Raw genomic sequence first — 24,752 nt, 5'->3', positions numbered from 1 at the left:
GTCACACCGCCCGGGTCAGCCGCAGCAACCGCCAGACGGTACGCAGTGACACGCTCGGATAGAAGCCGACGTACTCGGGCGTCACCCGCGGCTGCCACTTCTCCTTGAACTCGGCCTGGCTGCGGGCCGGGTAGATCCAGTCCCCGTGCTCGGCGATGAACCCGATCAGCCGGTCCGTGCCCCGATGGCTGCCACCGGCCGGCTGGTGCCGGGGCGACAGCTCCCGGAACGGCGTGAGGCCCAGGTGCAGCCACCGCGCACCCTCGGCCTGGAAACGCTGCGACGCGACCACGAACGCCAGGTCGACCGCCCCGGGTGGCGCGTCGGGCTCACGCCGCGTGATGTCGTACAGCCAGCCGCCCTCGCGGCCGAACGCCGGGGAGTACGACACGTACGCCACCGGCTCACCGTCGGACAACGCGAGGAACAGCCGGCGTACGGGATCGTCCTGGCGGGCACGTTCACCGACCAGGAACTCGATCTGCTTGACGTGCCGGCCCTTGTCCGCGAGCCAACGGGCGTCCAGGGCGTCCAGGCGCGCGGCGAGCGCCGCGTCGTACGGCACGTCCCGGCCGGCCTCGACCACGGTGACCCCGGCCCGCCGGGAGCGCGCCAACTTGTTGCGCACCTTCTCGAACTTGCGGCCGCGCAGGCTGAAGCTGTCCAGGTCGATCGAGTACGCCGCGCCGAGCTGACTGAGCTGGTAACCGAACTCGGCGTACAGATCGAGGTCGTCCGGGGTGAGCTGGACCGCGCAGAGCCGCCGGCCCTCCTGCTGCGCCCAGCCGTGGAACGCCCCGAGCAGCCGCTTGCGATCCTCCGGGTCGGCGTAGACGCTGCCCAGCTGCACGGCGTGCCGCCGCCCGGCCGGCCGGTAGGCGATGAACCCGTCGAGACCGGTCACCGTGAAGTGCCGCGTCTCCCTGTTCAGCGCCAGCGCGGCGCTGGAGTGCTGCGCGTGCCGGCGCAGGACGGCCAGGGCGGTCATCGGTTCCATGGCGGTGGCCTCCACCTGTCAGGGAGCGGACGGGTCGTGGCGGGTCGCCGCGCGCCGGCGTGCCCACGCGAGCTGGACAAGGTCCACGGCCTCACGCCCGACGGCCGAGGCGGGTTCGCCGCCGGTGACACGGTGGGCGACGGCACCCACCAGCCGGGGCAGGGTGAGCAGTCGGTCGGCGTCGAGCCGGTCACCCATCACGTCATCGAGCCGGCCCACGGCCCGGGAGTTGCGCTGGAGGCCGGCGAGGAACGCGTGCTCCATCGCGGTGACCGTGCCGCCCCGGCCGATGTCCTGGCCGTACCAGTAGTTCGGCAACTCGGCCCGGTCCCGGTCCCGGGCCCACCGGGCCAGCCCCGACGACAGCGCCGCCGGCTGCTCCCAGTGCGCGGTCAGCACCGCCGCGAGCGCGCGGGCGTTGCGCAGCGCGTCGTTGATCCCGTGTCCCAGGGTGGCGTCCTTGGCGTGCCCGGCGTCGCCCACCAGGGCCCAGCCCGGCCCGAACGGCTGCCGGAAGAAGGACGGGTACCGCACCACGCGGTGCAGGTCCCCCACCGGCTCGCCGGCGGCGGCGAGGTGGCCCACCTGCGGGCTGACCGACTCGACGTGCCGCAGGAACCCGGCCACCTTCTGACCGGCCAGCTCGCCCTGTAGGCGCTCCGGAGGTTGCGCGATGACCACGAAATCCTCGGGACCGGTGGGCAGGATCGAGACGATGTGCACCCCGATGCGGTGCCACAGCAGCGCCGGCGGAATCCGTGCGCCGGTGAAGTACCGCCAGAGCAGGGCCCGTTCGCTGCGCGCCGTCAGGTACTGGCGGGCACCCACCCACCGGGCCACCGACGAGTTACGGCCGTCCGCTCCCACCACCAGCCGCGCCGACACGTCCCGGACCGAACCGTCGGCACGCTGCACGGTCACGCCGCGCACCGCGCCGTCCGCGCCGTGCCGCAGACCGACGACGGCGGTGCCGGTGGAGGTCTTGGCGCCGGCGGCGACCGCCCGGTCCAGCAGAACCTGGTCGAGGACGTCCCGAGGTGGACACAGCCCCGGGTCGTCCGGGTGGCGGAAGTGCAGCTTCACGTCGTCCAGCCGGACCCACACGTCGTGCAGCGGCGGCACGCCCTGTGCGACGACGGTGTCGTACACGCCCTCGATCCGCAGGTCCTCGGTGCCGTGCAGGATGTGCGTGGACAGGGTCGGCGCGGGCAGGTCACCGCGGTCGAACACGGCCACCGACAGACCGGCCGCCGCGAGCCGGGCCGCCAGCGCCGAACCGGCCACCCGCGCCCCCACGATCACGACGTCGACCTGCTGCTCCATCGCCCGGTTGCCGGCCACGACCGCGCCGCCCGTCGCCGCCGCCGGCAATCCGGTGGCCGGGCCCGTTGGTTCCGCGGCCGCACCGACCGGCGGCACCGTCGCGGTGGCCGCTGGCTCTGGGGCCGCGGCAACCGGCAGGTCTGGCGTTGTGGCCGGCCCGGACGCCGCGGAGACTGGCAGCTCCGCCGCCACAGCGACCGGGGGCCGAGTTGGCTCGACGGCCGACGACGGGTCGGTCGGCGCGACAGGGGTCACGAGGGCGGGTGGGATTGGCGAGCGGCGGGCAGGGGCGATCTTGTCGGCCACGTCCAGCCCGCGCAGGTAGCCGGCCAGCAGCAGGTTGCCGATCCGGCCCGTCGGCATCAGGCCCGCGGTGCCGCGCAGCCAGGGCAGCTCCGGCAGCGGCGCGGTCGGGTCGGCCGCCGTCGGATCCGAGCGGTCGACCAGCCGGGGGGCGAGCACCTCGGCCGTCAGCGCCGAGAGGGCCAGGCCGTGCCCACACCACGCGCCCGCGAACCACACCCCCGGCCGGCCCGGAACCGGACCGACGATCGGCAGCCGGTCGAACGTGGACGCCGTGACGCCGGACCAGAAGTCGGTCACCGGCACGTCCGCCAGCGCCGGAAAGGTCGCGGCGAGTTCGCGGACCAGCCGGTCCCGAACGGCGGCGATACCGCGCTCGTCGACGCGCGGCTCCAGCAGGGCGGGACCACCGCCGAACAGCAGCCGGCCGCGAGCGGTCATCCGCAGGTAGTTGAAGAACGACCGGCTGTCGATGGCCGCGCCACGCCCGTCCCAACCGGTCCGCGCCAGCAGGTCGGCGGGTACGGGGCCGGTGCGCAGGACATGGGTACGGATCACCGCGACGTTCCGGGTGAACAGTCCCAGCCCGGTGGTGAAGCCGTCCGTGGTCAGGGCCACCCGTCTGGCGCGTACCCGATGTCCCCCGGCCGTCACCGTGACCGGGGCGCCGCCGGTGATCGCGGTGACCGGCGTGTTCTCGGCGATACGCACCCCGGCCGTGAGCAGCGCCGCCCGGAGTGCCTGGACCAGCAGCCACGGGTTGACCAGCGCCACGTCGGGGTAGCACAACGCGCCGTGGTAACGGGCGCTGCCCAGCCGCTCGGTGGTGCCGTCACGGTCCAGGTAGGAGGCGTCGAAGCCGAGGTCGCGCAGGGTCTGCGCCTGACGTCGGAGCGATCCGGCGTGTGCGGGCGCCGACGCGGCCACGAGCTGGAAGCCGTCGGTCAGCTCGCAGCCGTCGGGCAGACCCCGGGCCAGCCGCCGCAGCGCGGCGATCCCGTCGAGCGTGGCGGCGAACATGGTCCGGGCCCGGTCCCGTCCGTACCGTCTGACCAGTGTCGTGATCGGGCCGCCGACCCCGGGGCCGACGATGCCGGTGCTGTGTCCGCTGGCGCCGGAGCCGACCTCGGTAGCCTCCAGGACCAGGATGTCGCGGGCGGGCAGGTGGTTCGTCAACTGGTACGCCAGCGCGAGCCCGGCCAGCCCTCCTCCGACGATGGCGACGGACGCCTCCTCGTCGCCGGCGAGGGCCGGCAGTCGCGCGGCCCGCGGGTCGTCGCGTTGCCAACCGCTCGCCGCGGAGACCGGCCGGCTCATCAGGCCACCGAGGTGGGTCTCGACGTGCCCGTCGGGACCGGTGAGTCGGCTCGCCCGGCAGGGGCCGGCGACGGACCGCCGGTCACCTCGCGCAGCAGCGCGTCGAAGGCGGGCAGACGCTTCGGCTCGAACGGCACGCCGAAGGGCTTGAGCTGGTTGCCGAAGAGCGAGCGGTCACCGAAGAGGTGGATCGGCACCGCCAGCAGCGCCCATTCCGGCCCGATCAGCCAGGCCCAGAGCGCCACCACCAGTCCGGCGCTGAGCAGGCTGTGCATGCTGTTGTAGAGGACGTAGTACGCCTTCGGGATCCGCCCGTCCGGGCTGCGATGGTAGGCGATCGCCCCGGGGATGTAGCCGATCAGGTCGATGTAGAGGAACAGCCCGATCGCCGGCAGCCACCGGATCTCGTCCCAGTGCGCGATGAACAGGCCACTCGCCAGCGCGAGCCCGGCGAACCACTCCGCGCGGTGCAGCCGGGCGGTGGTCGGCGTGTCGAACGTGTTCAGCTGGTCCATCGTCAGGCCTTCCCGCTGACGCCGACCGACGCGGTCGCCAGGACGCCGTCCGGGATGGTCACCGCCGGGAACAGTCCCCGGAGAACGTGGTGGATCGTCTCGGTGAGGACCCGCTCCGCGACCGGGTCGATGATGCTGGCGAGACTGGGCACGCCGAAGTCGAAGCTCGCCACGAACGTCATCGCCACCCCGTCCGGGTCCTGGCGCAGCGTCCACGCGCCGGAGAACTCGTCGAAGTCACCGTCGATCTGGTCGAACTCGATGGTGAGACGATCGCGGTCCAGGTCGTCGGCCTCCGTCCAGGCCAGGATCCCGTTGCGGAACAGGACCTCCCACGAGCTGACGACCCGTCGCGCGTCGGCCGGCGACTGCACGGTCACCCTCTGGACCACGTCGACCAGGTGCGGGTAGCGCTCGAAGTCGACCAGCTGGTCGAACACCGCGCCGCCGTCCCCACCGGAAAGGAATGCCTGAATCTCGACCCGTCGCATGTCAGTGGACCCCCAGCCGGTCTGCTGTCGGATAGCGGTGGCCGAGCGTGCGCAGCGCGCCGTCGAACGCGTCGACCAGGAGGGCGACCTCGTCGCCGGAGAGCACCGCGGGTGGAGTGAGGCGCAGCACGGCGCTGGCGTTCAGCGAGTGGTTCACGATCACCCGGGCGTTGAGGAGTTCGAGGATGGCCTCGCCGGCCAGCCCCGGACCGGCGAACTCCACGCCGATCAGCAGCCCGACGCCGCGTACCTCACGAACCAGGTGCGGATACCCGGCCGCCACCGCCCGCAGGCGGGCCAGCAACTCGTCGCCGAGCGTCGCCGAGCGCTCGACCAACCGTTCCTCGGTGGCGACCGTGATCGCGGCACGGGTGGCGGCCATCGCGATCGGCGCGCCGGAGAACGTGGACGTGTGCAGGAACGGGTCCTTGTCGAAGGCCTGGAACGCCTCGGCGGTGGCGACCACGGCGGAGACCGGCACGATGCCGCCGGACAGGCTCTTGCCGGCCAGCAGCACGTCCGGTGTCACGCCCTCGCGAAGGGCGCCCCACCAGTGACCGAGGCGGCCGACGCCGGTGAGGATCTCGTCGAGCACCAGGAACGCGCCGTGCTCCCGGCACAGTCGGGACACCTCGCGCAGATAGCCGGGCGGCGGGATGACCACCCCGCCCTCGCCCTGCACCGGTTCCATGATCACGCAGGCCGGCGGCCCGGCCGCCAGCACGGCGGCCAGCGCCTCGGCGTCTCCGTACGGAACGTGCGACGCGTCCGGCAACAGCGGGCGGAACGGGCGCTGGTAGAGGTCCTGCCCGGTGACGGAGAGCGCCCCCATGGTCTTGCCGTGGTATCCGTTGACGGTCGAGACGAGCCTGCGCCGGCCCTGGACACGGGCCATCTTGATGGCCGCCTCCACAGCCTCCGCGCCGGAGCCCGCGAAGTGCACCCGGGTCAACCCGGGCGGCGCCACCGCGACGAGCGCCGCCGCGGCCTCGGCCACCGACGGCTCCAGCATCAGTCGGGTGGCAATCGGATGGCTCTGGATCTGCGCGATGACCGCGGCGACCACGGCCGGGTGCCGGGCGCCATGCAGGAACACGCCGTAGCCGCCCACGTTGAGGAAACGGTTGCCGTCCGAGGTGTACACCCAGGCGCCCTCGGAACCGACCTCGACGTGCCCGCCGAACATGTCGCCGAGCTTGGCGCGGCCCCGGGACAGGAACCGACGGTAGTTGTTCCGGACCTGCTCCCGTACCTGCTGATCGGTCTCTACGCTGCTGGCTGTCACCACTCCTCCTAGCTCACCACGAGCGGCTGGCCGCCGAACCAGGCCGTCAGTTCCGCGGCGGTGCTCACCCGCGACGGTGGATGGAAGGCGACCGCGTGCGACGTGGCGGCGAGATAGGCCACCTCGGGCGAGGAGATGAACGCCATCCCACCGAGCAGATCCACCGACCCGCGCACCGCCGTGGCGATCGCGTTCGCGGCGGCGAAGCGCACCACGAGCGCCCGGCCGAGGGCGTCGTTGCCGCCGTCGCCGTCGTCGAGACTCCGTGCCGCGCCGTCCAACATGATCGCCGCGCCCTGCACGGCGGTCGCCACGTCCGCCCGCTCGGTGACCGGTCCCCGGCCGCTGGTGATCGCGCGCTCGACCAGCGCGGACGCCACCCCCAGGTAACACGCGGTCACCAGGAGCTGGAACCAGACGAACCCGATGGTCTGCAGGTCGTCGAGCTGGCCGTCGAGCGCGACCTCCGGGTAGACGAACAGGTCTGGATGCACCTCGACGTCGTTGAGCAGCACGGCGTCGGACTCGGCGCCGGTGAGCACCGGCGACGCCCAGAAGGGCTCGATCGTGATGCCCGGCGACTCCGCCGGGATGAGCGCCACACCCAGGCGGGTGCCGCCGTCGTCGGTGGGCACCGCCACGCTGGCGGTCAGCAGGTCCATCGAGGCGGAGAGGCTGCACGGGCGCTTCGCACCGGTGACCCGCCAGTTCTTGCCGTCCCGCCGGGCCGTCATGGTGGGCGTCAGGATGCCGCGACCGGCATGCCCCTCGGCGAAGCCGGAGGCCACCAGCCGGCGATCGGTGGCCACCGCCTCCAGCAGCATCCACTCGAACCCGACGTTCGCCCGGGCCAGGGCCACCAGGCCGGCGACCGAGAACTGGTGCATCGTGGTGGCGACCGCCAGCGACGGCGCCTGCGCGGCCAGGGCGCGGGTGACCCGCACGGCCTGGAGGGCGGACGCGCCGAGCCCTTGGTAGGTCTTGGGCACCACCAGACCCGCGCCCCCCGCCTCCCGGAAGAGGGCGACGCCCGGCCCACCCGGGCGCTCCAACTCCATCAGGGGAACCTCGCCGAGCCTCTTGAGCAGGCCGGGAAGCAGCATGTCGCAGGTGTCCCGCTCGGTGTCGAGAAAGCTCATGCCGCCAGACCCTCCCGCTCGGCACGCAGCGGGGAGGCAAGTGCCGCCCGCCGGGGCTGGACGTCGCGACCGATGCTGATGCCCTGCAGGTGCGACGTACGCAGCATTGGATAGTTGCTCTCGCCCCCCGGGCCGCCGGTCAGGCCGGCGCCACCGTGGGTGGACAGGTACGGGACGAACCCGATGTGCGAGTCGTTGATCTTGAGTAGGCCCCCGTTGTGCACCCGGGCCACGAACTGCTCGACCATGGACTCGTCACCGGTCCAGACCGAGTTGCGCAGGGCGTACTCGTTGGCGTTCAGGAAGTCGATGACGTCGTCGAGCAGGCCGTCGCCGTGGTCCGGGTCGGGCACCACCACCGGCAGCAGCGGGAAGAAGGTCTCCCGGGCCACCGCCCACACCGCCCGGGCGTCGGTCAGGCCGTTGACCCGCAGAACGGTCGGCTCGACGAACACCCCGGTGGACGAGATCGAGCCGTCCAGCTCCATCCGGTTCCCACCGGCGAGCACCTCGGCGCCGCACTCCGTGGCCTGCTCGACGTACCGGGCGAACTGGTCGCTCTTGAGCACCGGCGACAGCAGCACGTCCGGATCCTCGGGATGACCGGGCCGGATCTTGCGGGCGTGGCTGATCAGGCGGGCCAGCAGACGGTCCGCGATCGCCGGGTGGGCCACCACGTAGTTGGGAACCATGCAGATCTGCCCGGACCCGAAGAAGCTCTCGGTGAGCGCCTCGGCGGCACGGTCGAGATCGGCGTCGTGCCACACCACGCAACCGTCGTTGCCGGCCAACTCCAGGATCGGCTTCTTGCCCCGGCGTACCGCCTCCACTCCGAGCGGGATGCCGAGTTCGCTGCTGCCGAAGTAGAAGATGTCGTCGACGAGCGGGCTGGCCAGGAACTGGTCGAGGATCCGCTTGGGCGGGCCGCAGACCACGTTCAGGGTGCCGGGTGGGGCACCGACCTCGTCGAGGATCGGCGCCACGATCTCGCGCAGCACGAACATCACGCCGTAGGGGCTCCCCCGCGGCGCCTTCACGACGAGCGCGTTGCCGGCGGCGAGCGCGGGAACGCCGAGCAGCGAGTTGACCGCCGCCGCGTTCTGCGGTGGGCTCAGCGCGACCACGCCGTCGGGCTTGCGTACCACCAGTAGACGCCGGTTCGCGTCGTCGTACTCCCGGTGCATCTGCTCCGCGCACAGCCCGATCGTCTCGGGGCTCGTCCCGTGCAGGCACCCGGCCAGCTCCCACTCGGCGAGCGCGCGGGGGTGCCCCTCCTGGACGAGGACCTCCACCACCTCGTCGTGCCGCCGGCGCAGCTCCTCGTGGAGTCGGTGCGCCACCTGGAGCCGTACCCGAAGAGGCATCGCGCCCCAGACGGGCGCCGCCGCCGCGGCGGCCTGGATGGCCTGCTCGACGACGGCGTCGTCGGCCACCGCGCAGCGGGCCAGGACGCTCGCGTGGTCGTCGCCGTCGTGGCGACGGCCGCGGTCCAGGTCACGCTTGAGGGAAAGCTGGGGCAGCATGTCGTCGAGCACCGCCGAGGCGCGCAGGCAATGTACCCACTTGTCCGCTGGAACGTCCTGACCTGCGATGTAGGACCCGTACGATCGCAACGTCGCAGCCCCCTCCCATAAGCGAGTCTGTGCTACTAATTCATTAGTCGAGGAACGGTCGAACCATAGATGCCCTCGTTGAAGGGTGTCAACGAACCTTTGAGCAGAGGCAAGATGCCGACACACGACGCGCAAGCGCCCAGGAAAAGCCCCATGCGGTGGATTCGGATCGGATCGGCATTACTGGCCGCGCAGATGCTCGCCCTCGGCGTGCCGGCGTCCGTCGCGCCACGGTGGTTCTTCGACTGGTTCCCGTTCGGCGCGGGCTGGGTCGCCGCCGGTGGCCCGTACAACGAGCACCTGCTGTCCGACCTGGGCTACGCCTACCTGGCGTTGGCGGTCGTCCTCGGGTGGGCGGCCGCGCGGCCGGTGCGGGAGTTGTGTCTCGCCGCAGCGGCCGCGTCGGTCGTCGCGAACACGCCACACCTGCTGTTCCATCTGGCCCACGCGGGGGCGCTGCCAACCGCCGACAGCGTCGCGGAGAACGCCCTGCTGGCGCTCACCGTCGTGGTGGGACTGGCGGTCTTCTTCGCCGGCTACCGTCTCCCGGCCGGCAACGCCGCCGGGCAGCCAACCGCCGATCTCCCGCGCGAGCGGCCGTAGCCCGCACGCCGACCGCCCGGACGGGAGTCGTCCGACGGTCAGGAACGGCTGGTCGGCCAGATACGGCGGGCCGGGCGGCCGTCGGCCGCGGGAAGCGGACGCGTCGACTCCCACAACCGCCGCCACTCGGCGGCCTGCGGCCCGGTGGTGGACGCGACGGCGGCGGCCGGCGCGGTCCGCAGTGAGCGGTACCAGCCGACCTCCTCCTCCACCCACAACCGGCCGATCGCGGCGGACATCCGCTCGTGGAACGCCCGCGCCCCCTCGCCCTCGCGGGGCCACAGTGGCCGGCCGTAGCGCACCACGACCGTGCGCCGGCCGGGCACCGGCCAGTTCCGGCCGCGCGGCATGGCGCCGAACGTGCCCCGCAGCGCGACCGGCACCGCCGGAACGTTGTGCGTGCAGCACAGGTGCGCGGCGCCCAACCGCATGCCGCTCATCCAGCCGTCGGTGGACCTGCTGCTCTCCGGAAAGAGCAGCAGGCTCCAACCGTCGCCGAGCAGCTTGGTGGCGAGGCTGCGTAGCCGCCGGTCACCCTGCCGCTCGATCGGGAAGGCGTTGAACACCAGCGACGTCACGACGGCCCGCCAGCGCGCGTCGAAGAAGTAGTCGGCGGCGGCCCCGACGGCCAGCCGCCGCGCGAACCGACGGGGCACCGAGCCGAGAATCAACGGCGTGTCCAGGTGACTCGCGTGATTGGAGACGAAGACGGCGGGCCCCTGCAAGCCGTCGAGGTACTCCGTGCCGCGAACGACCGGATGGGTCTGGGTCCAGGCCACCGACTTGAGCACGCCCCGCTGCAGGCCGAAGCGGACCGCCCCCGCCGCCCGGGTGCGGGCCCAGGCGGTGGGAAACTCGGAGCGCTCGCGGCGGATCTCGTACGGCTCGGCGGAGCGAGGAGTCGTCGCCCGGCCACGCCAGTCGCGGCGGCCGCGCAGCAGCCTCACCTCGTCGATCAGGCGCACGTCGCCTCCCGGGTCATCGGACGTCCGCCAGGGTCACGGGCGGGGCGTGCAGGTAGGTGATGCTCGGGCTCGACCCGACCGTGTCACGCGCCATCTCCAGCGCGTCGGCGAGCGAAGAGGCCGCCCGGAAGCCCATCACCGCCGCCGTCTTCCGGTCGGCGCCGACGAAGATCACGTCGCCCAGGTGCTCCATCGCGTGCGCCCCCCAGTACCACATGTAGAACGGGTGCACGCCGTGGTACGCGTAGCTGGTCCGGTACAGGTGCCGGTACCAGGGGTCCTGCGCGTACTGCTGCTCGTACTTCGCCTCGATCGCCGCCGGGTCGGTGGTCTGCGGCAGGACCTCCTCGAAGAAGTCGATGTAGCTGGGGTGGTGCACCGGGTGGAACTCCTTGGGCATCGGGTGGTAGAAGATGCCGACCCCGCCGCGCCGCACGATGGGCTGGTTGCGGTAGAGGTTGAAGAAGTACCCCAGGCCCAGCGACATCACCAGGATCGGGTTCATGATCGAGTTGACGTTGTACGGGCAGATGAAGGGCAGGCCCCACACGCCGATGTCACTCTGACCCTGCACCTCGGTGAGCTGCTGACGGTGCACGTTGGCGAGCGTGAGCGGGTGGACCGAGTCGGGCCGGCCCGCGTTGACCCCGGTCACCCCGTACGGCGCGTCGTTGTTCTGCCAGACGCGTCGGCGCAGCTTGGGCGGCGTCAGGTCGTTGGCCCGCTTGGCGGCCAGGTAGGAGAGCTGGTCGCCGATCCCCCACTCCCATTCGCGCTTGTTGAGGAAGCCGACCTGGCTGGGGAACGAGTCGAGGTTGAGGGTGGTCTCGACCGTGAAGACCTTGACCGCCTCGCCCAGCACGTCGGCCATCCGGTCGTACGAGTGGTGCATGGCCGAGTTCGGCGGGTCGTTGAAGGAGCGCGAGTGGCGCAGCGTGTGGACGTTGTGGTGGTGGCGAAGACTCCGGTAGGAGCCGAGACCCACGGTCACCGACTTGCTGCCGCCGCTCATCGCGGTGAGGTTGATGTTGGCGTACACGATGAGATCGCTCTCGGCCGCCCGCCGGTTGATCTCCACGTCCTCGCCGTGCGGCGTGGTGCCGAGGTGGACCAGACCGTCCGGGTCCTCGGCGTCATGATTCTTCAGGTGCTTGGGGAAGAACGCCCGGAAGACCCGCTCGCCGACGATCCGCTTCAGCTCGGCCGGCGTCATCCGCCGGTGCAGCGAGTTCGCCGCGATCAGCTCGACGTCGTCCACACCCGCCTCGGCGGCGAGCTCCAGCACGTTCTCGATCACCCGCTGCCGGACGTCCGGTGGGCGCATCTGCGGCAACGGGAGGGACAGGTCGTCGAAGACGATCGTCAGTCGCATCCCGGGGCGGAGCAGGTCGGGCAGCGGCGGCGAGTCCACCGGGTGCAGCAGCGCGCGCTGGATGGCGGCGTCGACGTTGGCGATCGGCGGAAGCGAATCCGGCGGGTACACTACCCGTGTGCCGAGCGGGAACCGCTCGAGGAGGAAACCCTCCCCCTGGTGGACGAGCAGCGGCGGCGTACGCTCGTCGACCTCGAGCACGAAGCCAGGTCTGCTCATGAATTGTCCTTTCGTCGTTCCGGCTCGTGCGGGTGCGTCGGGCTGCTTGGTCAGTTGCGGCTGGGGTCGAAGGCGACCTTGACGGCGCCCAACTGCCCGGCCTTGGCGGCGTGGCCGAGCGCCTCGCGCCACCGCGACAGCGGGTAGATCGCGTCGACGTAACCGTCCAGGGGCGCTTCGGCGGCCAGCGCCATCGCCTCGGCGAACGTGCCCCCGACGGGCTCGTCGGCCTCCGGCACGTCGGCCTCGGTCCCGGCGGTCGGGCTCGCCGCCGCGCTGCCGCTGGAGGCGTACGACCCGACGAGGTTCAGCTCCCGGAACCAGACGGGTGTCAGGTCCACCCCGCCGGAAGGCATCCCGGACAGCAGCACCGTGCCACCGGCCCGGACCAGCCGCAGCGCCATATCCAGGCCGGCCCCGGCACCGGTGCACTCGAAGGCCACGTCCGCCCCACCGAGGAGGAAGTCGCCGCCGATCATGGGTTGCTCCAGCGTGCCGCCACAGGCCCGGCGTACCGCGCGAGCCGCACGGGACGGCTGGAACACCTCGGTGGCCCCGAGCTCGCGGGCCCGGGCGTGCTGGTGCGCGTGCTTGGCCACCACGTAGATGGGGCCGGCCTTGGTCAGGGCACGCAGCGCCAGCAGGGTCAGCAGGCCGACCGTGCCGGCGCCGACGATCAACACGGCCGCCCCGGCCGGCACCTGCGCCCGATGGACCGAGTGCACCGCGCAGGCCAGCGGCTCGACGAGCACCGCCCGACGGTCGTCCATCGTGTCGGGTACGGGATGCAGCTGGGCCGCGTGCGCGACCATCTGCCGACCCCAGCCGCCGCCGGTGTCGGTGCAGTAGCCGGTCTGCAGGCCGGCGGAGACACGACCGGCGGTGACCCGGTCGCACCGGCTGTGCTGCCCCGCGACACACCATCGGCAGGGCTCCCCGCCGCGTACGGCGCAGGACAGCACCGGGTCGACCACGACGCGGCTGCCCTTGGGCAGGTTGGGTAGGTCGTCCAGGGTCTCCGCGACCACCTCGTGCCCGGGCACGAAGGGCATCGACACGACCGCTCCGAAGTACGGCGACGAGCGACCCGTCAGCAGGCTGACGTCCGAGCCGCAGATGCCGGAGAGCAGCGGTCGCAGCCGGACCCAGTCGCCCGACGGCAGGCTGGGCTCGGCCCGGTGCACCAGGCGCAGGGGCGCCACGTTGCTGGCGAGCACGCCGGACATCCGGCCGCCGAGTTTGGTGGAGCTGGCGCCCCGGGCGGCGAGGAAGCGGGGAGTCGACTGGCGGTATTCCAGGGCCGGCATCATCGGGCCGCTCCCCGCGCGCCGGGGCCGGCGGCCGAGGTGGTCAGCTCGACCATGTTCTCGACCGCGCCGACCGTGTGCCCGCCCCACTCCTCGATGCGCCAGTTCTGGCGCTTCGCGTGGCGGTACAGCTTGGGATCGGGGTTGACGGCCACCGGGTTGCCCACCCCCTCGAGAAGTGATCGGTCGGAGAAGCTGTCGCCGTACGCGTACGAGCTGCGCAGGTCTGCGCCGATGTCGTCGGCGTGGTGGCGGAGCCAGGCCAGGCGGGCCTCGCCCACCAACGGCGGTGAGGCCAAAAAGCCGGTCAGGACGCCGTCGCGCACGTGCAACCGGCTCGCGACCACGTCGTCGAAGAGCGGGCGCAGCGATTCGATGAGGATGTCCGCGGTGCCGGTGATCAGGATGGTGCGGTGGCCGGCCGCACGGTGGGCGCGGATCTGCCGGATCGCCTCCGGCAGCGCCCGCCGCAGCAGCGCGTCACCCATCCGGTCACGGATCAGGTCGCGCAGCGCCTCCTCGGAGGCGCCGGCGTACCGCCGCATGAAGGTCCGGATGAACTCACCCCGGCTGCGCTGCTCGGCGCGCAGGTAGCGCGGCGCGGCTCCGGCGAGCGCGGCGAACTCCTTGGCCCAGCCGCCCTTCGGCCGGTCGGACAGGCGGGCCCACAGGAAGGTCTCGATGAGGTTGGACGCCACCACCGTGCCCTCCAGGTCGAAGACCGCCACCGTGTCGCGGCCCTCGGGCAGCGGCCCGCGCCCGCTGGAACGGGGACGCCGGGTCACCGACTGCCGCAGCAGCGCGGTGATGGCCGGGCAGTGCACCTCCTGGAGGTAGTGCGGCCAGTCCACCTCGGCGACGTCGAAGCTGCCCCGGCTGACCATCTCCTCGGGCACCTGGCGGTGCAGCGCCAGCACGTTGCCGTCGGTGTAGATGGCCTCGACCTCGGTGTATACGCCGTACAGGTCGGACAGTCGACGCAGCGACTCGATCCGCTTGGTCTCCTTGTGCACCTTCGTCATCCAGTCGCGGGTGCGCGGCGAGGCCGGCAGCCGCAGCAGCGCCCGTTCGGCGAGCGACACGGCGCGCTCACCGGTGCGCAGCTTGCGCTCGATCTGGCTCGCGCCCGGAAAGCGCCAGGTCGGCACCGCGATGTGACCGCGACCGGCCTCGGGCAGCGGGTGACGGCGGAAGTAGTTGCGGATGTTCTCGTCGAGCTGGCGTTGGGTCAGCGGGTTCCGCGCGCCGGTGCCGACGTGGTAGTAGACCGGCGCGGCGGGCTCCGGCTCGACGGCCGCGACCGCCAGCAGGGCGTTGGTGACCAGGTCGATGGGGACGATGTCCACCACCGCGTCGGGCAGGCCGGGAAAGTCCGGAAGCGTGCCGCGCCCGTACGACAGGATGATCGGGTCCACCATCTTGAAGGAGTCGAACCACCCGGGGAACGGATGACGCAGCGCGCTCTGCACGATCGCCGGGCGCACCACGGAGAGGCGCAACCCCTCGTCGCGGGCGTACTGCTCGGCGACCCGCTCCCCCAGCGCCTTGGTGAACGTGTAGACGTCCGGCCAGCCGACGCTGTGCGCGCGCAGCCGGCCGTAGTCGATGAGTCGCTCGGTCACCTTGCGACGCCGCGCCTCCTCGGCGGCCCGCGCCGTCGCCTGCGGGCCGGCCTTGCCGTGCTCGGCGCGGGCCTCGGCCAACAGCGCGCGCAGCGCCTCGGGGCGGCGGGAAGCGCGCTCCACCTCGGCGCGGGCGGCCCGCGCGGCGGTCAGCTCGGCCTGCCAGTCGACGTCGTGGTCCAGCGGGGCCTCGGGCACCACGCCCTTGCGGGCGCCGGCCACGTACGCCGTCGAGACGTGGACCACGTGCGGACGTCGCGGCAGCGCGACGACCGCATCGTAGAGGTTGACCAGACCGCCGACGTTGACCTCGAACGCCTCGTCGATCGGCGGGTCGAAGGACACGGTGGACGCGCAGTGCAGGACGGCGGTCAGGTCGTCCGGCAGCGCCGGGACCGAGCCGGTGAGGTCGCCCTCGAGGACGCTGACCCGCTCGGCCAGCAACTGCGTGAGGGCCGGCCCGCCGATCCTGCGGCGCAGCGTGCGGAACACCGGCTTGCGCCCCAGTCCGGCGACGCGGTCGGCGCCCGACGTCGCGCCGCGCCCGCGCACCAGCACCGTCACCCGGGTGTTGGGGTAGTCGGCGAGCAGCCGCTCCAGCGCCGCCTGCCCGAGGAACCCGGTCACCCCGGTGAGCAGGACGTGGGCACCATCGAGAGACCAGTTCGGCGTGGCGGGTCGGTCACCCGGGTTGTAATTCACCAGATGAGGATAGCGTCAAACGGGCCGCGCGTCAGCCCACCGATTCGCGGAAAAAACGACGCCGACGGTCAGCGCCAGCGGTCCGGATCGTCGAGCAGTTCGTTCATCGATCCGGACCGGAACGCCTCCACCGTGAGCGGCAGGTCGGGGAATCCGGCCGCGCGGATGGCCGCGGCGAGCCGCTGGTCGGCACGGGCCCGCTCCACGATGGGCGCGTCGACCTCGAGGCGGACGCCGTCACCCAGGTCACGGACCCGCAGGTCGACCACCCCGTGCGGGTCCAGCAGGCGGCGGGCGGCCAGCTCGGCCAGCTCCACCCGGGCCAGCCGGGCCGGCGAGATGGGCACCCCGAACGCGATCCGGCTGGCCAGACAGGCGGCGGCCGGTTTGGCGGCCGTGTCGAGGCCCCAGAGCTCCGCTATCGCGCGTACCGCCGGCTTGTCGAGCCCGAGGTCCGCGAGCGGCGTGCGGGCCGCGCGCTCGGCTGCGGCGGCGATCCCCGGCCGGAAGCCGGCGGCCAGGTCCGAGGCGTTGGTGCCCGTCACCACTGTCGTGAAGCCGAGCCGGTCGGCCAGCTCACGCACGGTGTCGATGAGCGTGCTCTTGCAGAAGTAGCACCGGCGCGGGCCGTTCTCGCGGTAGCCCTCGACCTCCAGCTCGCGGGTGCCGAGCACGTGGTGCGCCACGCCGAGCCGGGCGCAGAAGTCGCGGGCGGCGGCGACCTCGGCGGCGGGGACAGCGGCCGAAACCGCCGTCACCGCGGCGACATCGGCCGGATCCAGAGCCCGCACCGCCGCCGCTACGGCGACGCTGGAGTCCACGCCACCGGAGAATGCGACGAGCGTTTTGCCGTATCGTGTGAATTCCGCGACGAGCTGATCCGCGGCCCCCCAGGCCCATCCATCAGGTCTCACAGCTCGACAGTACTGGAAGGAGCGTGAGGTGTCCGCACCGGAATTCATCGACCTAGGATTCGCACGGATGGACGTGGACCGTCTGTCGCGCACCGGCGACCCCGAAGTGGTGTACGGCGCGGGCAAAACTCCTGAACAGGTGACGGGAGCGATGCACGCGCTACGCGTCGCCCATCCGGACACTCCGATCCTCGCCACCCGGCTCACCGACGCCGCCATGGCCCGGTGCGCCGACGAGTTCGGCGCCGACGTGGTGGATCCGGTGTCCCGGACCGCGGTGGTGGGCCCCGAGCGCACGCCGGTGGGCACGGTCGCCATCGCCTGCGGCGGCACGAGCGACCTGCCGGTCGCCCGTGAGTGCGCGGCCACCGTGGCCGTCTTCGGGTCCCGGGCGGATCTCGTGGTGGACGTCGGGGTGGCCGGCCTGCACCGGTTGCTGGCCGAGCGGGACCGGATCGCCCGCGCCGACGTGGTGGTGGCCATCGCCGGGATGGAGGCCGCGCTGCCGTCGGTCCTCGGTGGACTGGTCGGCAGCCCGCTGATCGCGGTGCCCACCAGCGTCGGGTACGGCTGGCACCTGGACGGCCTGACGGCCTGGCTCGGCATGCTCAACTCGTGCGCCCCGGGCGTGCTCACCGTCAACGTGGACAACGGCTTCGGCGCGGGCGTCGCCGCCGCCAGGATCGCCCGCCGCACGCCGAGCTGCGCAGACGCGAATGGCTGAGCCGCGGACGATGACCGAGGACAGCGCGGCGGTCCCGTCGAGCACCGCCCTGTGGGTCGACCCCAGCAACGGCGCGGCCGGCGACATGCTGCTGGCGGCGTTGCTCGACGCGGGCGCGAGCCTGTCCGCCGTCGAGCAGGGCGTGGCGCGACTCGCGGTGGAGCCGGTGACGCTGAAGCTGGAGAGCGTACGCCGACACGGCCTGCGCGCCGCCCATCTCGTCGTCACGGCACCCGACAGCGGCACCCACCGCGACCTGGCCGCGGTGACCGCGATCATCGCGCGGGCGGCGCTCCCGTCGGCGGTGCACGACTTCGCGGTCGCCGCCTTCACCACCCTCGCGCGGGCCGAGGCGCGGGTGCACGGCGTACCCCTGGCGGACATCCACTTCCACGAGGTCGGCGCCCTCGACGCGGTGGTCGACCTGGTCGGATGCGCGCTCGCGCTCGCCGACCTGGGGCTGCTCGACGCGCCGATCCGGGTGGTCGGCCCGGTCGCGGTCGGCTCCGGCGTGGTCCGTACCGAGCACGGCCCGATGCCGGTACCCGTGCCCGCCGTTCTGGAGATCCTCTCCGGCGCGGGCGCACCGATCGCCGCCCATCCGGCCGCGATGGAGCTGTGCACGCCGTCGGGCGCCGCCCTGCTCGCCACCCTGGCCACCGGCTGGGGGCCGCCACCGGCGTTGGTGCCGCACGCGGTCGGGGTCGGCGCCGGCACCCGCGACCCGGCCGGCCACCCGAACATCCTGCGGGTGCTGGTGGGCGCCTCGGCGGCCCCGGACTCCGACGCCACACCCTGGCAGGGCGAACCGCTGCACCGGGTCGACACCACCATCGACGACCTGGACCCGCGAATCTGGCCGGATCTGCTGGAGCGGTTGCGGGCCGTGGGCGCGGCGGACGCCTGGTGCACGCCGGTGCTGATGCGCAAGGGCCGACCGGGGCAACTGCTCAGCGTGCTGGCCGCACCGGCGCAGCTCGACCTGGTCTGCCGGCTGGTCTTCACCTACACCGGCACGCTCGGCGTACGGGTGTCCACCGTGCAGCGCCGCCGGCTGCGCCGCGACCAGATCGCCATGCCGTACGGCGACACCGCCGTACGGGTCAAGCGCGGCTACCTGGGTGACCGTCTGGTCAGCGTGCAACCGGAGTACGACGACGCCCTGGCGGTCGCCCAGCGCGCCGACGTGCCGGTCGCCCGGGTGCTGGACGAGGTACGCGCGGTGGCCCGCGGCGTCGGCCCGTCACCGCAGGCCGAACCGCTCCCGGAGGCCGACTCGGTCGCAGAGGCCGGTCCGCTCCCGGAGGCCGGTCCGCTCCCGGAGGCGACGACCGCGTGATCTGTCTGATGCCGCACTGCGGCTTCCTCTCCGCCACCTCGCGCATGTTGGAGATCTACCGCGCGCTGCGACAGCGCGGGGTGACCGCCCGCATCGCCACGCACGGCGGCACCTACGAGCACGTGCTCCGCGACGTCGGCGTCCCGTACGACATCGTCGGTGAACGGATGACGCCGCAGCGGTGCGAACGGTTCATCCGCGACGAGATCGGCATGGGCTACGTCGGTCAGAGCATGTACACCGACCGGGAGATGCGCGACTACGTCACCGCCGAGACCGAGTACTTCCGCCAGCACGACATCCGTACGGTGGTCACCGGCTTCACGCTGACCACCCTGCTGTCGACCCGGCTGGCCGGTGCCCGGCTGGTCACCGAGCACGCCGGCAGTTGGGTACCGCCGCTGTTCGAGCGCGGGATGCTGCCGGCGCCGAGTCAGGCGCACTTCGGCCTGCTGCCGTCGCCGCTGCTGCGGTGGTTGTCGAACTCCCTGCCGTCCCGGGTCGGCTTCTACTGCGGCGGGTTCAACCGGCTGGCGGCCGACCTGGGCGTACCGCGCGTACCCAGCCTCGCCGCGCTCGTCCTCGGCGACCTGGCGCTCATCCCGGAGGTGCCGGAGGTGCTGGGCGTGTCCGCCACGGAGGTGGCCGACTGGCGGCCGGACGGCCGGTCCGGCTATCGGGCGGGCACCCGGCTGCGCTGCGTCGGGCCGCTCTACGCCCGGCTCGACCTGCCGTTGCCCGAGCGGGTCGCCCGTTTCCTCGCCGAGCCGGGGCCGGTCGTCTACGTGGCGGTCAACTCGGCCGAGGTCGGCTTCGTGCGGCGCGTGGTGACGACCATCGCCACCCTCCCGGTGCGCGTACTGGTCGCCGGCACCCACCACGACCTGCACGACATGGCCGGCGACCGGGTCATGGTCGGCGGCGTGCTGCCGAGCCACCTGATCATGCCGGAGGTGGACCTGGCGATCACCGCGGGCGGACAGGGCAGCGTGCAGACGGCGATGGCCGGCGGCACGCCGGTGCTCGGTTTTCCGCTCCAACCGGAGCAGGACCTGAACCTCGCGCTGCTGGAACGGATCGGCGCGGCACGCCTGCTGGCGCCGAGACACGTGGGCGCGAGACTGGTCACGCTCGCCGCGGAGATGCTGGCCGACCGGTCCTACCGCGAGGCGGCCGAGCGGGTCCAGCGCTGGTACGCGGCCACTGACGGACCCGCGAACGCGGCCGAGGCCATCCTCGCCCTGCACGATTCCGGGGAGGCCGACCCCATCGGCCCCGCCGGCGTCCTGGGTTGATCCGCTGGGTCGGCCCGCTACGCGGCCGGCGGGGCGCCCGTGCCCGCCGGTCGGACGACCGGTCCGGTCGCCCACTGCTCCTCGTGGTCGGCCTTGCGCAGGAGTTCGTCGGCGCTGTGCGCGACCCGGGACATCGCCAGGCGTAGCAGCGGGGGCGCCATCATCGACGTGACGATGGCGACGAGGGCGATGATCGTGAAGGTGGCGATGTCCAGGACGCCGAGCCGCAACCCCACCATGGCGACGACGATCTCGACGACGCCCCGGGCGTTCATGCCGGCGCCGACGGCCAGGGACTCCCAGTGGCCGAGCCGGCTGGATCGCGCACCGAGGTACGCGCCCGTGAACTTGCCGAGGATCGCCGCCGCGAGGACCACGAAGGCGGCGATCGCCACGTCGCGGTCGAGCAGCACGCCGAGGTCCATCCGTAGGCCGGCGGAGGCCAGGAAGATCGGTGCCAGCACGGTGAGCACGACGGTCCGCAGGGGGGCCAGCACCGCCCGCCGATCCCGGATCGCCTGGCCGACGAGGATGCCGGCGACGAACGCGCCGAACACCGCCTCCATGTGCAGCGACTGGGTGATCGCCGCGCCGACGAGGACGATGATCACGGCCGTGACGATGGTCGGCCCGCTCTCGGTGGACCGGCCGGCGAGCCGCAACGCTCCACTCACCAGCGGCCGGCCGACGACGATCGCGGCGACCACGAACGCCACCAGCAGCAGCAGGGACAGCGCGACCTGACCCGCGCGTACGCCGACGGTCGCCATGGCCGACACGACCGACAACAGGAACCAGCCCACGGCGTCGTCGACCATGCCGGAAGTCATGATCAACTGCCCGACGTCGCGGTGGATGAGCTTCATGTCCGCCAGCGTCTTGGCGATCACGGGGATCGCCGTCACGCACATGGCAACGGCGAGGAACAGCGCGAACACCGGGCGTTCGGTGGTGTCCGGCACGAGGACGGCCGGGGCCAGGTAACCGATCAGGATGCCGAAGCCGATCGGGATGAGCAGACCGCCCAGACTGATTCGGAGAGCCGAGGTGCCACGGCGGCGGACGATCCGGGTGTCCAACTCGATGCCGGCCACCCCCACCAGCAGCAGGACGCCGATCTGGGCGACCGCGTCCAGCAGGTGCATCTGCGCCGGGTCGGCGGGGAACAGCCAGTCGTGGACCGCCGGAGCGGCGTGGCCGAGCAGCGACGGCCCGAGCACCACGCCGGCCATCAGCTCGCCGACGATCTGGGGCAGGCCGAACCGCGCCGCCAACCGGCCCAGGCCGAGGCCGAGCAGGAGCAGGGACGCGATCTGGACGAGCAGGATCACGACCTGTCCGCCGGCCAGCGGCATGATGGGTGCGTTCATACCGGCCTCATCTCCCTGATCAGGGCCGCCAGTCGGTCGAGCCCCTGCTCGATCTGCGGTGGCTGCAGCAGGCTGACCGACAGACGGAGCTGGTGGCGTCCACCTCCGTCGGCGTAGAAGTGGTGCATCGGCGTCCACAACACACCGAAGTCGCGGGCGGAGCGCTCCAGCAGCGCGTCGTCCACCACGAACGGCACCGTCACCACGAGGAAGAAGCCCCCACCGGGGGTGTTCCAGGAAACGCCGGCACCCGGCCCGAAGCGCGCGGCCAGGCCGTCCAGCACGTGCCGCAGATTGCGCCGGTACGCGCCGGCCTCGCGCTCGTTGGCGCGGACGAGACTGCAGTCGTGCTCCAGCAACTTGCCGGCGATGATCGCCTGCGCCAGCGGTGAGGTGTTGACGGTCACCATGCTCTTGATCTTGGAAAGCTCGTCGGCCAGCAGGCCCGTTCCCCCGGGGCCGGCCACCGGCTGGTCAGCGACCACGTAACCCACCCGGGCGCCGGGCATCCCGGTCTTGGCGAACGAGCCGAGATAGACGACCCGACGGTCGTCGTCCATGGCCTTGAGCGTGGCCGGGCGGTCGCCACCGGCGTGGAACAGCCCGTACGGGTTGTCCTCGATGATCAGCAGATCGTGTTCGGCGGCCGCGCGCAGCACCGCCACCCGGGTCTCGGTGTCCAGGCTCGCCCCGGCCGGGTTGGCGAAGTCGGGCACGAGGTACAGCGCGCGGGGGCGCTGCCCCGCCGCCCGGGCGTCGCGCACCACCCGGGCGAGGTCGGCCAGGTCGATGCCGCGCGAGCCGTCCCGCACCGGCAGCGTGGTCATGTCCACGAGCGACGCGGCCCCGCGAATGCCCACGTAGTTCGGCGAGACGGCCAGCAGCACGTCGCGGGGGTCGGTCCGCAACGCCCGCAACACGAGGAACATGCCCTCCTGCGCGCCCACCGTCACCACGACCGACTCCGGGTCGACGTCCATCCCCTCGTCGACGGACAGGTTGCGGGCCACCAGGTCGTGCACGATGCCCTTGGTCCGCCCGTACTGCAACAGCGTGCGGTTGACCTGACGTTCGCTCAACCCGTGCTCGTCACGCAGATGGTCGCAGTAGCGGCGCAGGTACCGATGCACCGCCTCGACCTCGAAGAACTCCTCGTAGGGCCGGCCGGCGGCGAACGACACCGCGTCCGGGAAGCGACCGGCGATCTCGTTGAGGAAGGTCATCGAGTCGAGCACCGGGTCGGCCAGCGAACCGTGCAGGTCGGCCAGGGCGATCGGCGCGCGGGCGCCCACCGTGGTCGTCCCCGACCGGCCGGTCACGGGGACCATCCCGCGAGGGCGTCACCGGACGCCCGGCCCCGCCCCGTCGACACCGGCCCGCCACCGGCCACGGTGGTGCCGTGGCCCAGCGCCCGCAGGTCGGCGCAGCCCATCATCGCCATCGCATCCTCCAACTCGGCCCGCAGCAACGAGAGCACCCGGCGGGCCCCGGCCCGGCCACCCACCGCCAACCCCCAGAGAGCGGGCCGACCCACCAGCACCGCGGACGCGCCGAGGGCCAGCGCCCGCGCCACGTCCACGCCGCTACGGACGCCGCTGTCCAGGAGCACCGCGCACCGGTCGGCCACGGCCGCGACCACCGGCTCCAGCGCCGCGATGCTGGGCACCGCGCCGTCGAGCTGGCGGCCGCCGTGGTTGGACACCACGACCGCGTCCGCCCCGAGGTCCGTCGCGCGCACCGCGTCGTCCGCGTGCAGGACGCCCTTCACGACGATCGGCAGCCGCGTCCGTCGTCGCAGCCAGTCCAGATCCCGCCAGGACAGCCTCGGGTCGAAAGCGAGACCGGTGTGCACCATCAGCGCCGAACTGTGCAGACCGCCGGAGTGCGCTGCCGCGCCGACCTCCGGCGGCAGGTTGGCGGCCACCACGTCGTCGGGCAGTGTGAACCCGGACCGCATGTCCCGCAGGCGACGACCCATTCGGGGCACGTCGACCGTCAGCATGAGAGCCCGGCAGCCAGCGGCCTCGGCGCGGGCCACCAGATCGGCGACCAGCCCGCGGTCGCGCAGCCAGTAGAGCTGCATCCAGACCTCCGCCTGGGTGGCGGCGATCCGCTCGACCGGCTCGCTGCTGAGCATGCTGGCGACGAAGACCGCGCCCTCGTCCCGGGCCGCCTCGGCGAGCGCCACCTCGCCGTCCGGGTGCAGGAGCCGCTGGTAGGCCATCGGCGCCACCCCGACGGGCAGACCCATCGGCGTGCCCAGCAACTCCGTGCCGAGGTCGCAGGTGTCCGTACCCACCAGCACCCGGGGGACCAGGTGCACCCGGTCGAACGCGTCCCGGTTGTCGCGCAGCGTCGACTCGGTGCCGCTGCCCCCGGCCACGTAGTCCCAGACGGGCTCGGTCAGCACCCGCCGCGCCGCCAACGCCACGTCGTCGAGGCAGAGCAGGCCGGCGAGGTCGGTTCCCTGGGCCGCGATGGTGGTCACAGGACGTCGTGGGTCTTGGTCCGCTCCGCCTCGACCGCCTCGTACAGCGCCCGGATGTTCCCGCTGCCGAAGGTGCGCGCACCCAGCCGCTCGATGACCTCGAAGAAGAACGTCCGGCGCGGATGGGTGGACCTGGCGAAGATCTGGAACAGCTGGCCGTCGTGGTCCTCGTCGACGAGGATGTTGCGGGACCGCAGCTGGTTCACGTCGTACCGGGCGAGGTCGAGTCGCTGGCCGAGCAGGTCGTAGTAGGTCTCCGGCGTGCGCAGGAACTCCACGCCCCGATCGGTCAACGCCGAGATCGCCGACACGATGTCCGGTGAGCACAGCGCCACGTGCTGCACACCGGGGCCACCGTGCCCCTTGAGGAAGTCGTCGATCTGCCCGGCGGCGGCCGAGGCGTCCGGCTCGATGAGCGTGAGCGTGACCAACCGCGACGGGCTCTGCACCACCTTGGAGAACATCGCCTGGCTGCCGACGAGGATGTGCTCCTCGAACGTCATGTCGAAATCCAGCACCGTGCGGTAAAAGTCGACGGTCGGGTCGAGCGTGCCCGCCTCGAGACAGACGGCGAGGTGGTCGACCACCCCCAGCCCCAGAGCCGGCCCCGCCTCCGGCAGGTGCCCGTCCGGAAGACCGGGCGTCAGGCCGGGCAGCACCGGGCCGGCCGACCCCTCGGGTGGCTGGACGAAGGTGTGCGTCACGTCGCCGAAGCCGCCGACCGTGGCCGTGACGAACCCGTCGCGGGGGGGGGGGTGCACCACCCGCCCCGCGCCCCGGGGCCCCGCGCCCCCGAACCCCCCCGCCCCGGCCGCCGGAAGCCACGCCCCGTCGGGCACCCCCGCGCCC

General features: G+C 72.7%; 19 protein-coding genes and 1 pseudogene. 4 read left to right on the top strand and 16 right to left on the bottom strand.

The window, feature by feature from the left end; translation table 11 throughout:
* Position 1: 1 nt before the first annotated feature.
* From AB0J36_RS22440 to AB0J36_RS22410, 7 genes are read right to left on the bottom strand one after another with little or no spacing between them, the layout of a single operon-like run.
* The gene (locus AB0J36_RS22440) at positions 2–997 is read right to left on the bottom strand and encodes a DUF2156 domain-containing protein (protein WP_363661068.1); all 996 of its coding nucleotides are present in this window, start codon (positions 995–997) and stop codon (positions 2–4) included.
* Between the two features lie 18 nt (positions 998–1,015).
* A complete protein-coding gene (locus tag AB0J36_RS22435; protein WP_363661067.1) occupies positions 1,016–3,940 on the bottom strand; it encodes an FAD-dependent oxidoreductase in 2,925 nt (974 codons plus the stop codon).
* The gene (locus AB0J36_RS22430; protein ID WP_357392580.1) at positions 3,940–4,455 is read right to left on the bottom strand and encodes a hypothetical protein; all 516 of its coding nucleotides are present in this window, start codon (positions 4,453–4,455) and stop codon (positions 3,940–3,942) included. The genes AB0J36_RS22435 and AB0J36_RS22430 overlap by 1 nt, the downstream gene beginning before the upstream one ends.
* A gap of 2 nt (positions 4,456–4,457) precedes the next feature.
* On the bottom strand, positions 4,458–4,946 hold the full coding sequence (locus tag AB0J36_RS22425) for an SRPBCC family protein (protein WP_357125305.1): 489 nt from the start codon (positions 4,944–4,946) through the stop codon (positions 4,458–4,460).
* 1 nt (position 4,947) lies between these two features.
* Positions 4,948–6,231 carry an aminotransferase class III-fold pyridoxal phosphate-dependent enzyme gene (locus AB0J36_RS22420; protein ID WP_357392581.1) on the bottom strand — a complete coding sequence of 428 codons (1,284 nt, stop codon included), beginning with the start codon at positions 6,229–6,231 and terminating at the stop codon, positions 4,948–4,950.
* A gap of 8 nt (positions 6,232–6,239) precedes the next feature.
* Positions 6,240–7,370 carry an acyl-CoA dehydrogenase family protein gene (locus AB0J36_RS22415; RefSeq protein ID WP_357125299.1) on the bottom strand — a complete coding sequence of 377 codons (1,131 nt, stop codon included), beginning with the start codon at positions 7,368–7,370 and terminating at the stop codon, positions 6,240–6,242.
* Positions 7,367–8,983 (bottom strand): aldehyde dehydrogenase family protein, encoded by a 1,617-nt coding sequence (locus AB0J36_RS22410; protein WP_363661066.1) that lies wholly within the window; start codon positions 8,981–8,983, stop codon positions 7,367–7,369. Before AB0J36_RS22410 ends, AB0J36_RS22415 begins: the two co-directional genes overlap by 4 nt.
* Positions 8,984–9,136: 153 nt before the next feature.
* Between AB0J36_RS22410 and AB0J36_RS22405 the strand changes: the two genes are divergently transcribed.
* Positions 9,137–9,586, top strand: a complete 450-nt coding sequence (locus AB0J36_RS22405) for a hypothetical protein (RefSeq protein WP_357125293.1) — start codon at positions 9,137–9,139, stop codon at positions 9,584–9,586.
* Between the two features lie 38 nt (positions 9,587–9,624).
* Here the strand turns inward: AB0J36_RS22405 and AB0J36_RS22400 are convergent, their stop codons facing one another.
* The 5 genes from AB0J36_RS22400 to larE form a co-directional block, all read right to left on the bottom strand.
* Positions 9,625–10,551, bottom strand: coding sequence for a lysophospholipid acyltransferase family protein (locus AB0J36_RS22400; protein WP_357125290.1), 927 nt, complete (start codon positions 10,549–10,551; stop codon positions 9,625–9,627).
* 13 nt (positions 10,552–10,564) lie between these two features.
* Positions 10,565–12,142: a lactate racemase domain-containing protein gene (locus AB0J36_RS22395; RefSeq protein ID WP_357125287.1), complete on the bottom strand. Its 1,578-nt coding sequence runs from the start codon at positions 12,140–12,142 to the stop codon at positions 10,565–10,567.
* A gap of 50 nt (positions 12,143–12,192) precedes the next feature.
* Positions 12,193–13,452, bottom strand: a complete 1,260-nt coding sequence (locus AB0J36_RS22390; protein WP_363661065.1) for a zinc-binding dehydrogenase — start codon at positions 13,450–13,452, stop codon at positions 12,193–12,195.
* Positions 13,449–15,773, bottom strand: coding sequence for an HAD-IB family hydrolase (locus AB0J36_RS22385; RefSeq protein ID WP_357125281.1), 2,325 nt, complete (start codon positions 15,771–15,773; stop codon positions 13,449–13,451). The genes AB0J36_RS22390 and AB0J36_RS22385 overlap by 4 nt, the downstream gene beginning before the upstream one ends.
* A gap of 68 nt (positions 15,774–15,841) precedes the next feature.
* Positions 15,842–16,735 (bottom strand): ATP-dependent sacrificial sulfur transferase LarE, encoded by an 894-nt coding sequence (gene larE / locus AB0J36_RS22380; RefSeq protein WP_357392584.1) that lies wholly within the window; start codon positions 16,733–16,735, stop codon positions 15,842–15,844.
* Between larE and larB the strand changes: the two genes are divergently transcribed.
* From larB to AB0J36_RS22365, 3 genes are read left to right on the top strand one after another with little or no spacing between them, the layout of a single operon-like run.
* Entirely contained in the window at positions 16,716–17,411 is a 696-nt protein-coding gene (gene larB, locus AB0J36_RS22375) for a nickel pincer cofactor biosynthesis protein LarB (protein ID WP_357392585.1), read from the top strand. The genes larE and larB overlap by 20 nt on opposite strands.
* A complete protein-coding gene (larC, locus tag AB0J36_RS22370) occupies positions 17,404–18,750 on the top strand; it encodes a nickel pincer cofactor biosynthesis protein LarC (RefSeq protein WP_363661064.1) in 1,347 nt (448 codons plus the stop codon). Before larB ends, larC begins: the two co-directional genes overlap by 8 nt.
* A complete protein-coding gene (locus AB0J36_RS22365) occupies positions 18,747–20,045 on the top strand; it encodes a nucleotide disphospho-sugar-binding domain-containing protein (protein WP_363661063.1) in 1,299 nt (432 codons plus the stop codon). Before larC ends, AB0J36_RS22365 begins: the two co-directional genes overlap by 4 nt.
* Positions 20,046–20,062: 17 nt before the next feature.
* Here the strand turns inward: AB0J36_RS22365 and AB0J36_RS22360 are convergent, their stop codons facing one another.
* The 4 genes and pseudogenes from AB0J36_RS22360 to AB0J36_RS22345 all read right to left on the bottom strand — a co-directional run.
* Positions 20,063–21,415, bottom strand: a complete 1,353-nt coding sequence (locus AB0J36_RS22360) for a cation:proton antiporter (protein WP_357125263.1) — start codon at positions 21,413–21,415, stop codon at positions 20,063–20,065.
* Complete coding sequence (locus AB0J36_RS22355) at positions 21,412–22,638, bottom strand: PLP-dependent aminotransferase family protein (RefSeq protein ID WP_357125708.1); 1,227 nt, start codon at positions 22,636–22,638, stop codon at positions 21,412–21,414. Before AB0J36_RS22355 ends, AB0J36_RS22360 begins: the two co-directional genes overlap by 4 nt.
* Before the next feature lie 185 nt (positions 22,639–22,823).
* A pseudogene (locus AB0J36_RS22350) lies at positions 22,824–23,864 on the bottom strand (alpha-hydroxy acid oxidase); the annotation flags it as partial.
* Between the two features lie 35 nt (positions 23,865–23,899).
* Positions 23,900–24,752: VOC family protein (locus AB0J36_RS22345; protein ID WP_363661062.1), on the bottom strand; the 853-nt coding region annotated here is incomplete at its 5' end.

The organism is Micromonospora sp. NPDC049662, assembly GCF_040675055.1.
Lineage (GTDB): Bacteria > Actinomycetota > Actinomycetes > Mycobacteriales > Micromonosporaceae > Micromonospora.
This window is presented reverse-complemented; position numbering and strand designations above follow the sequence as displayed.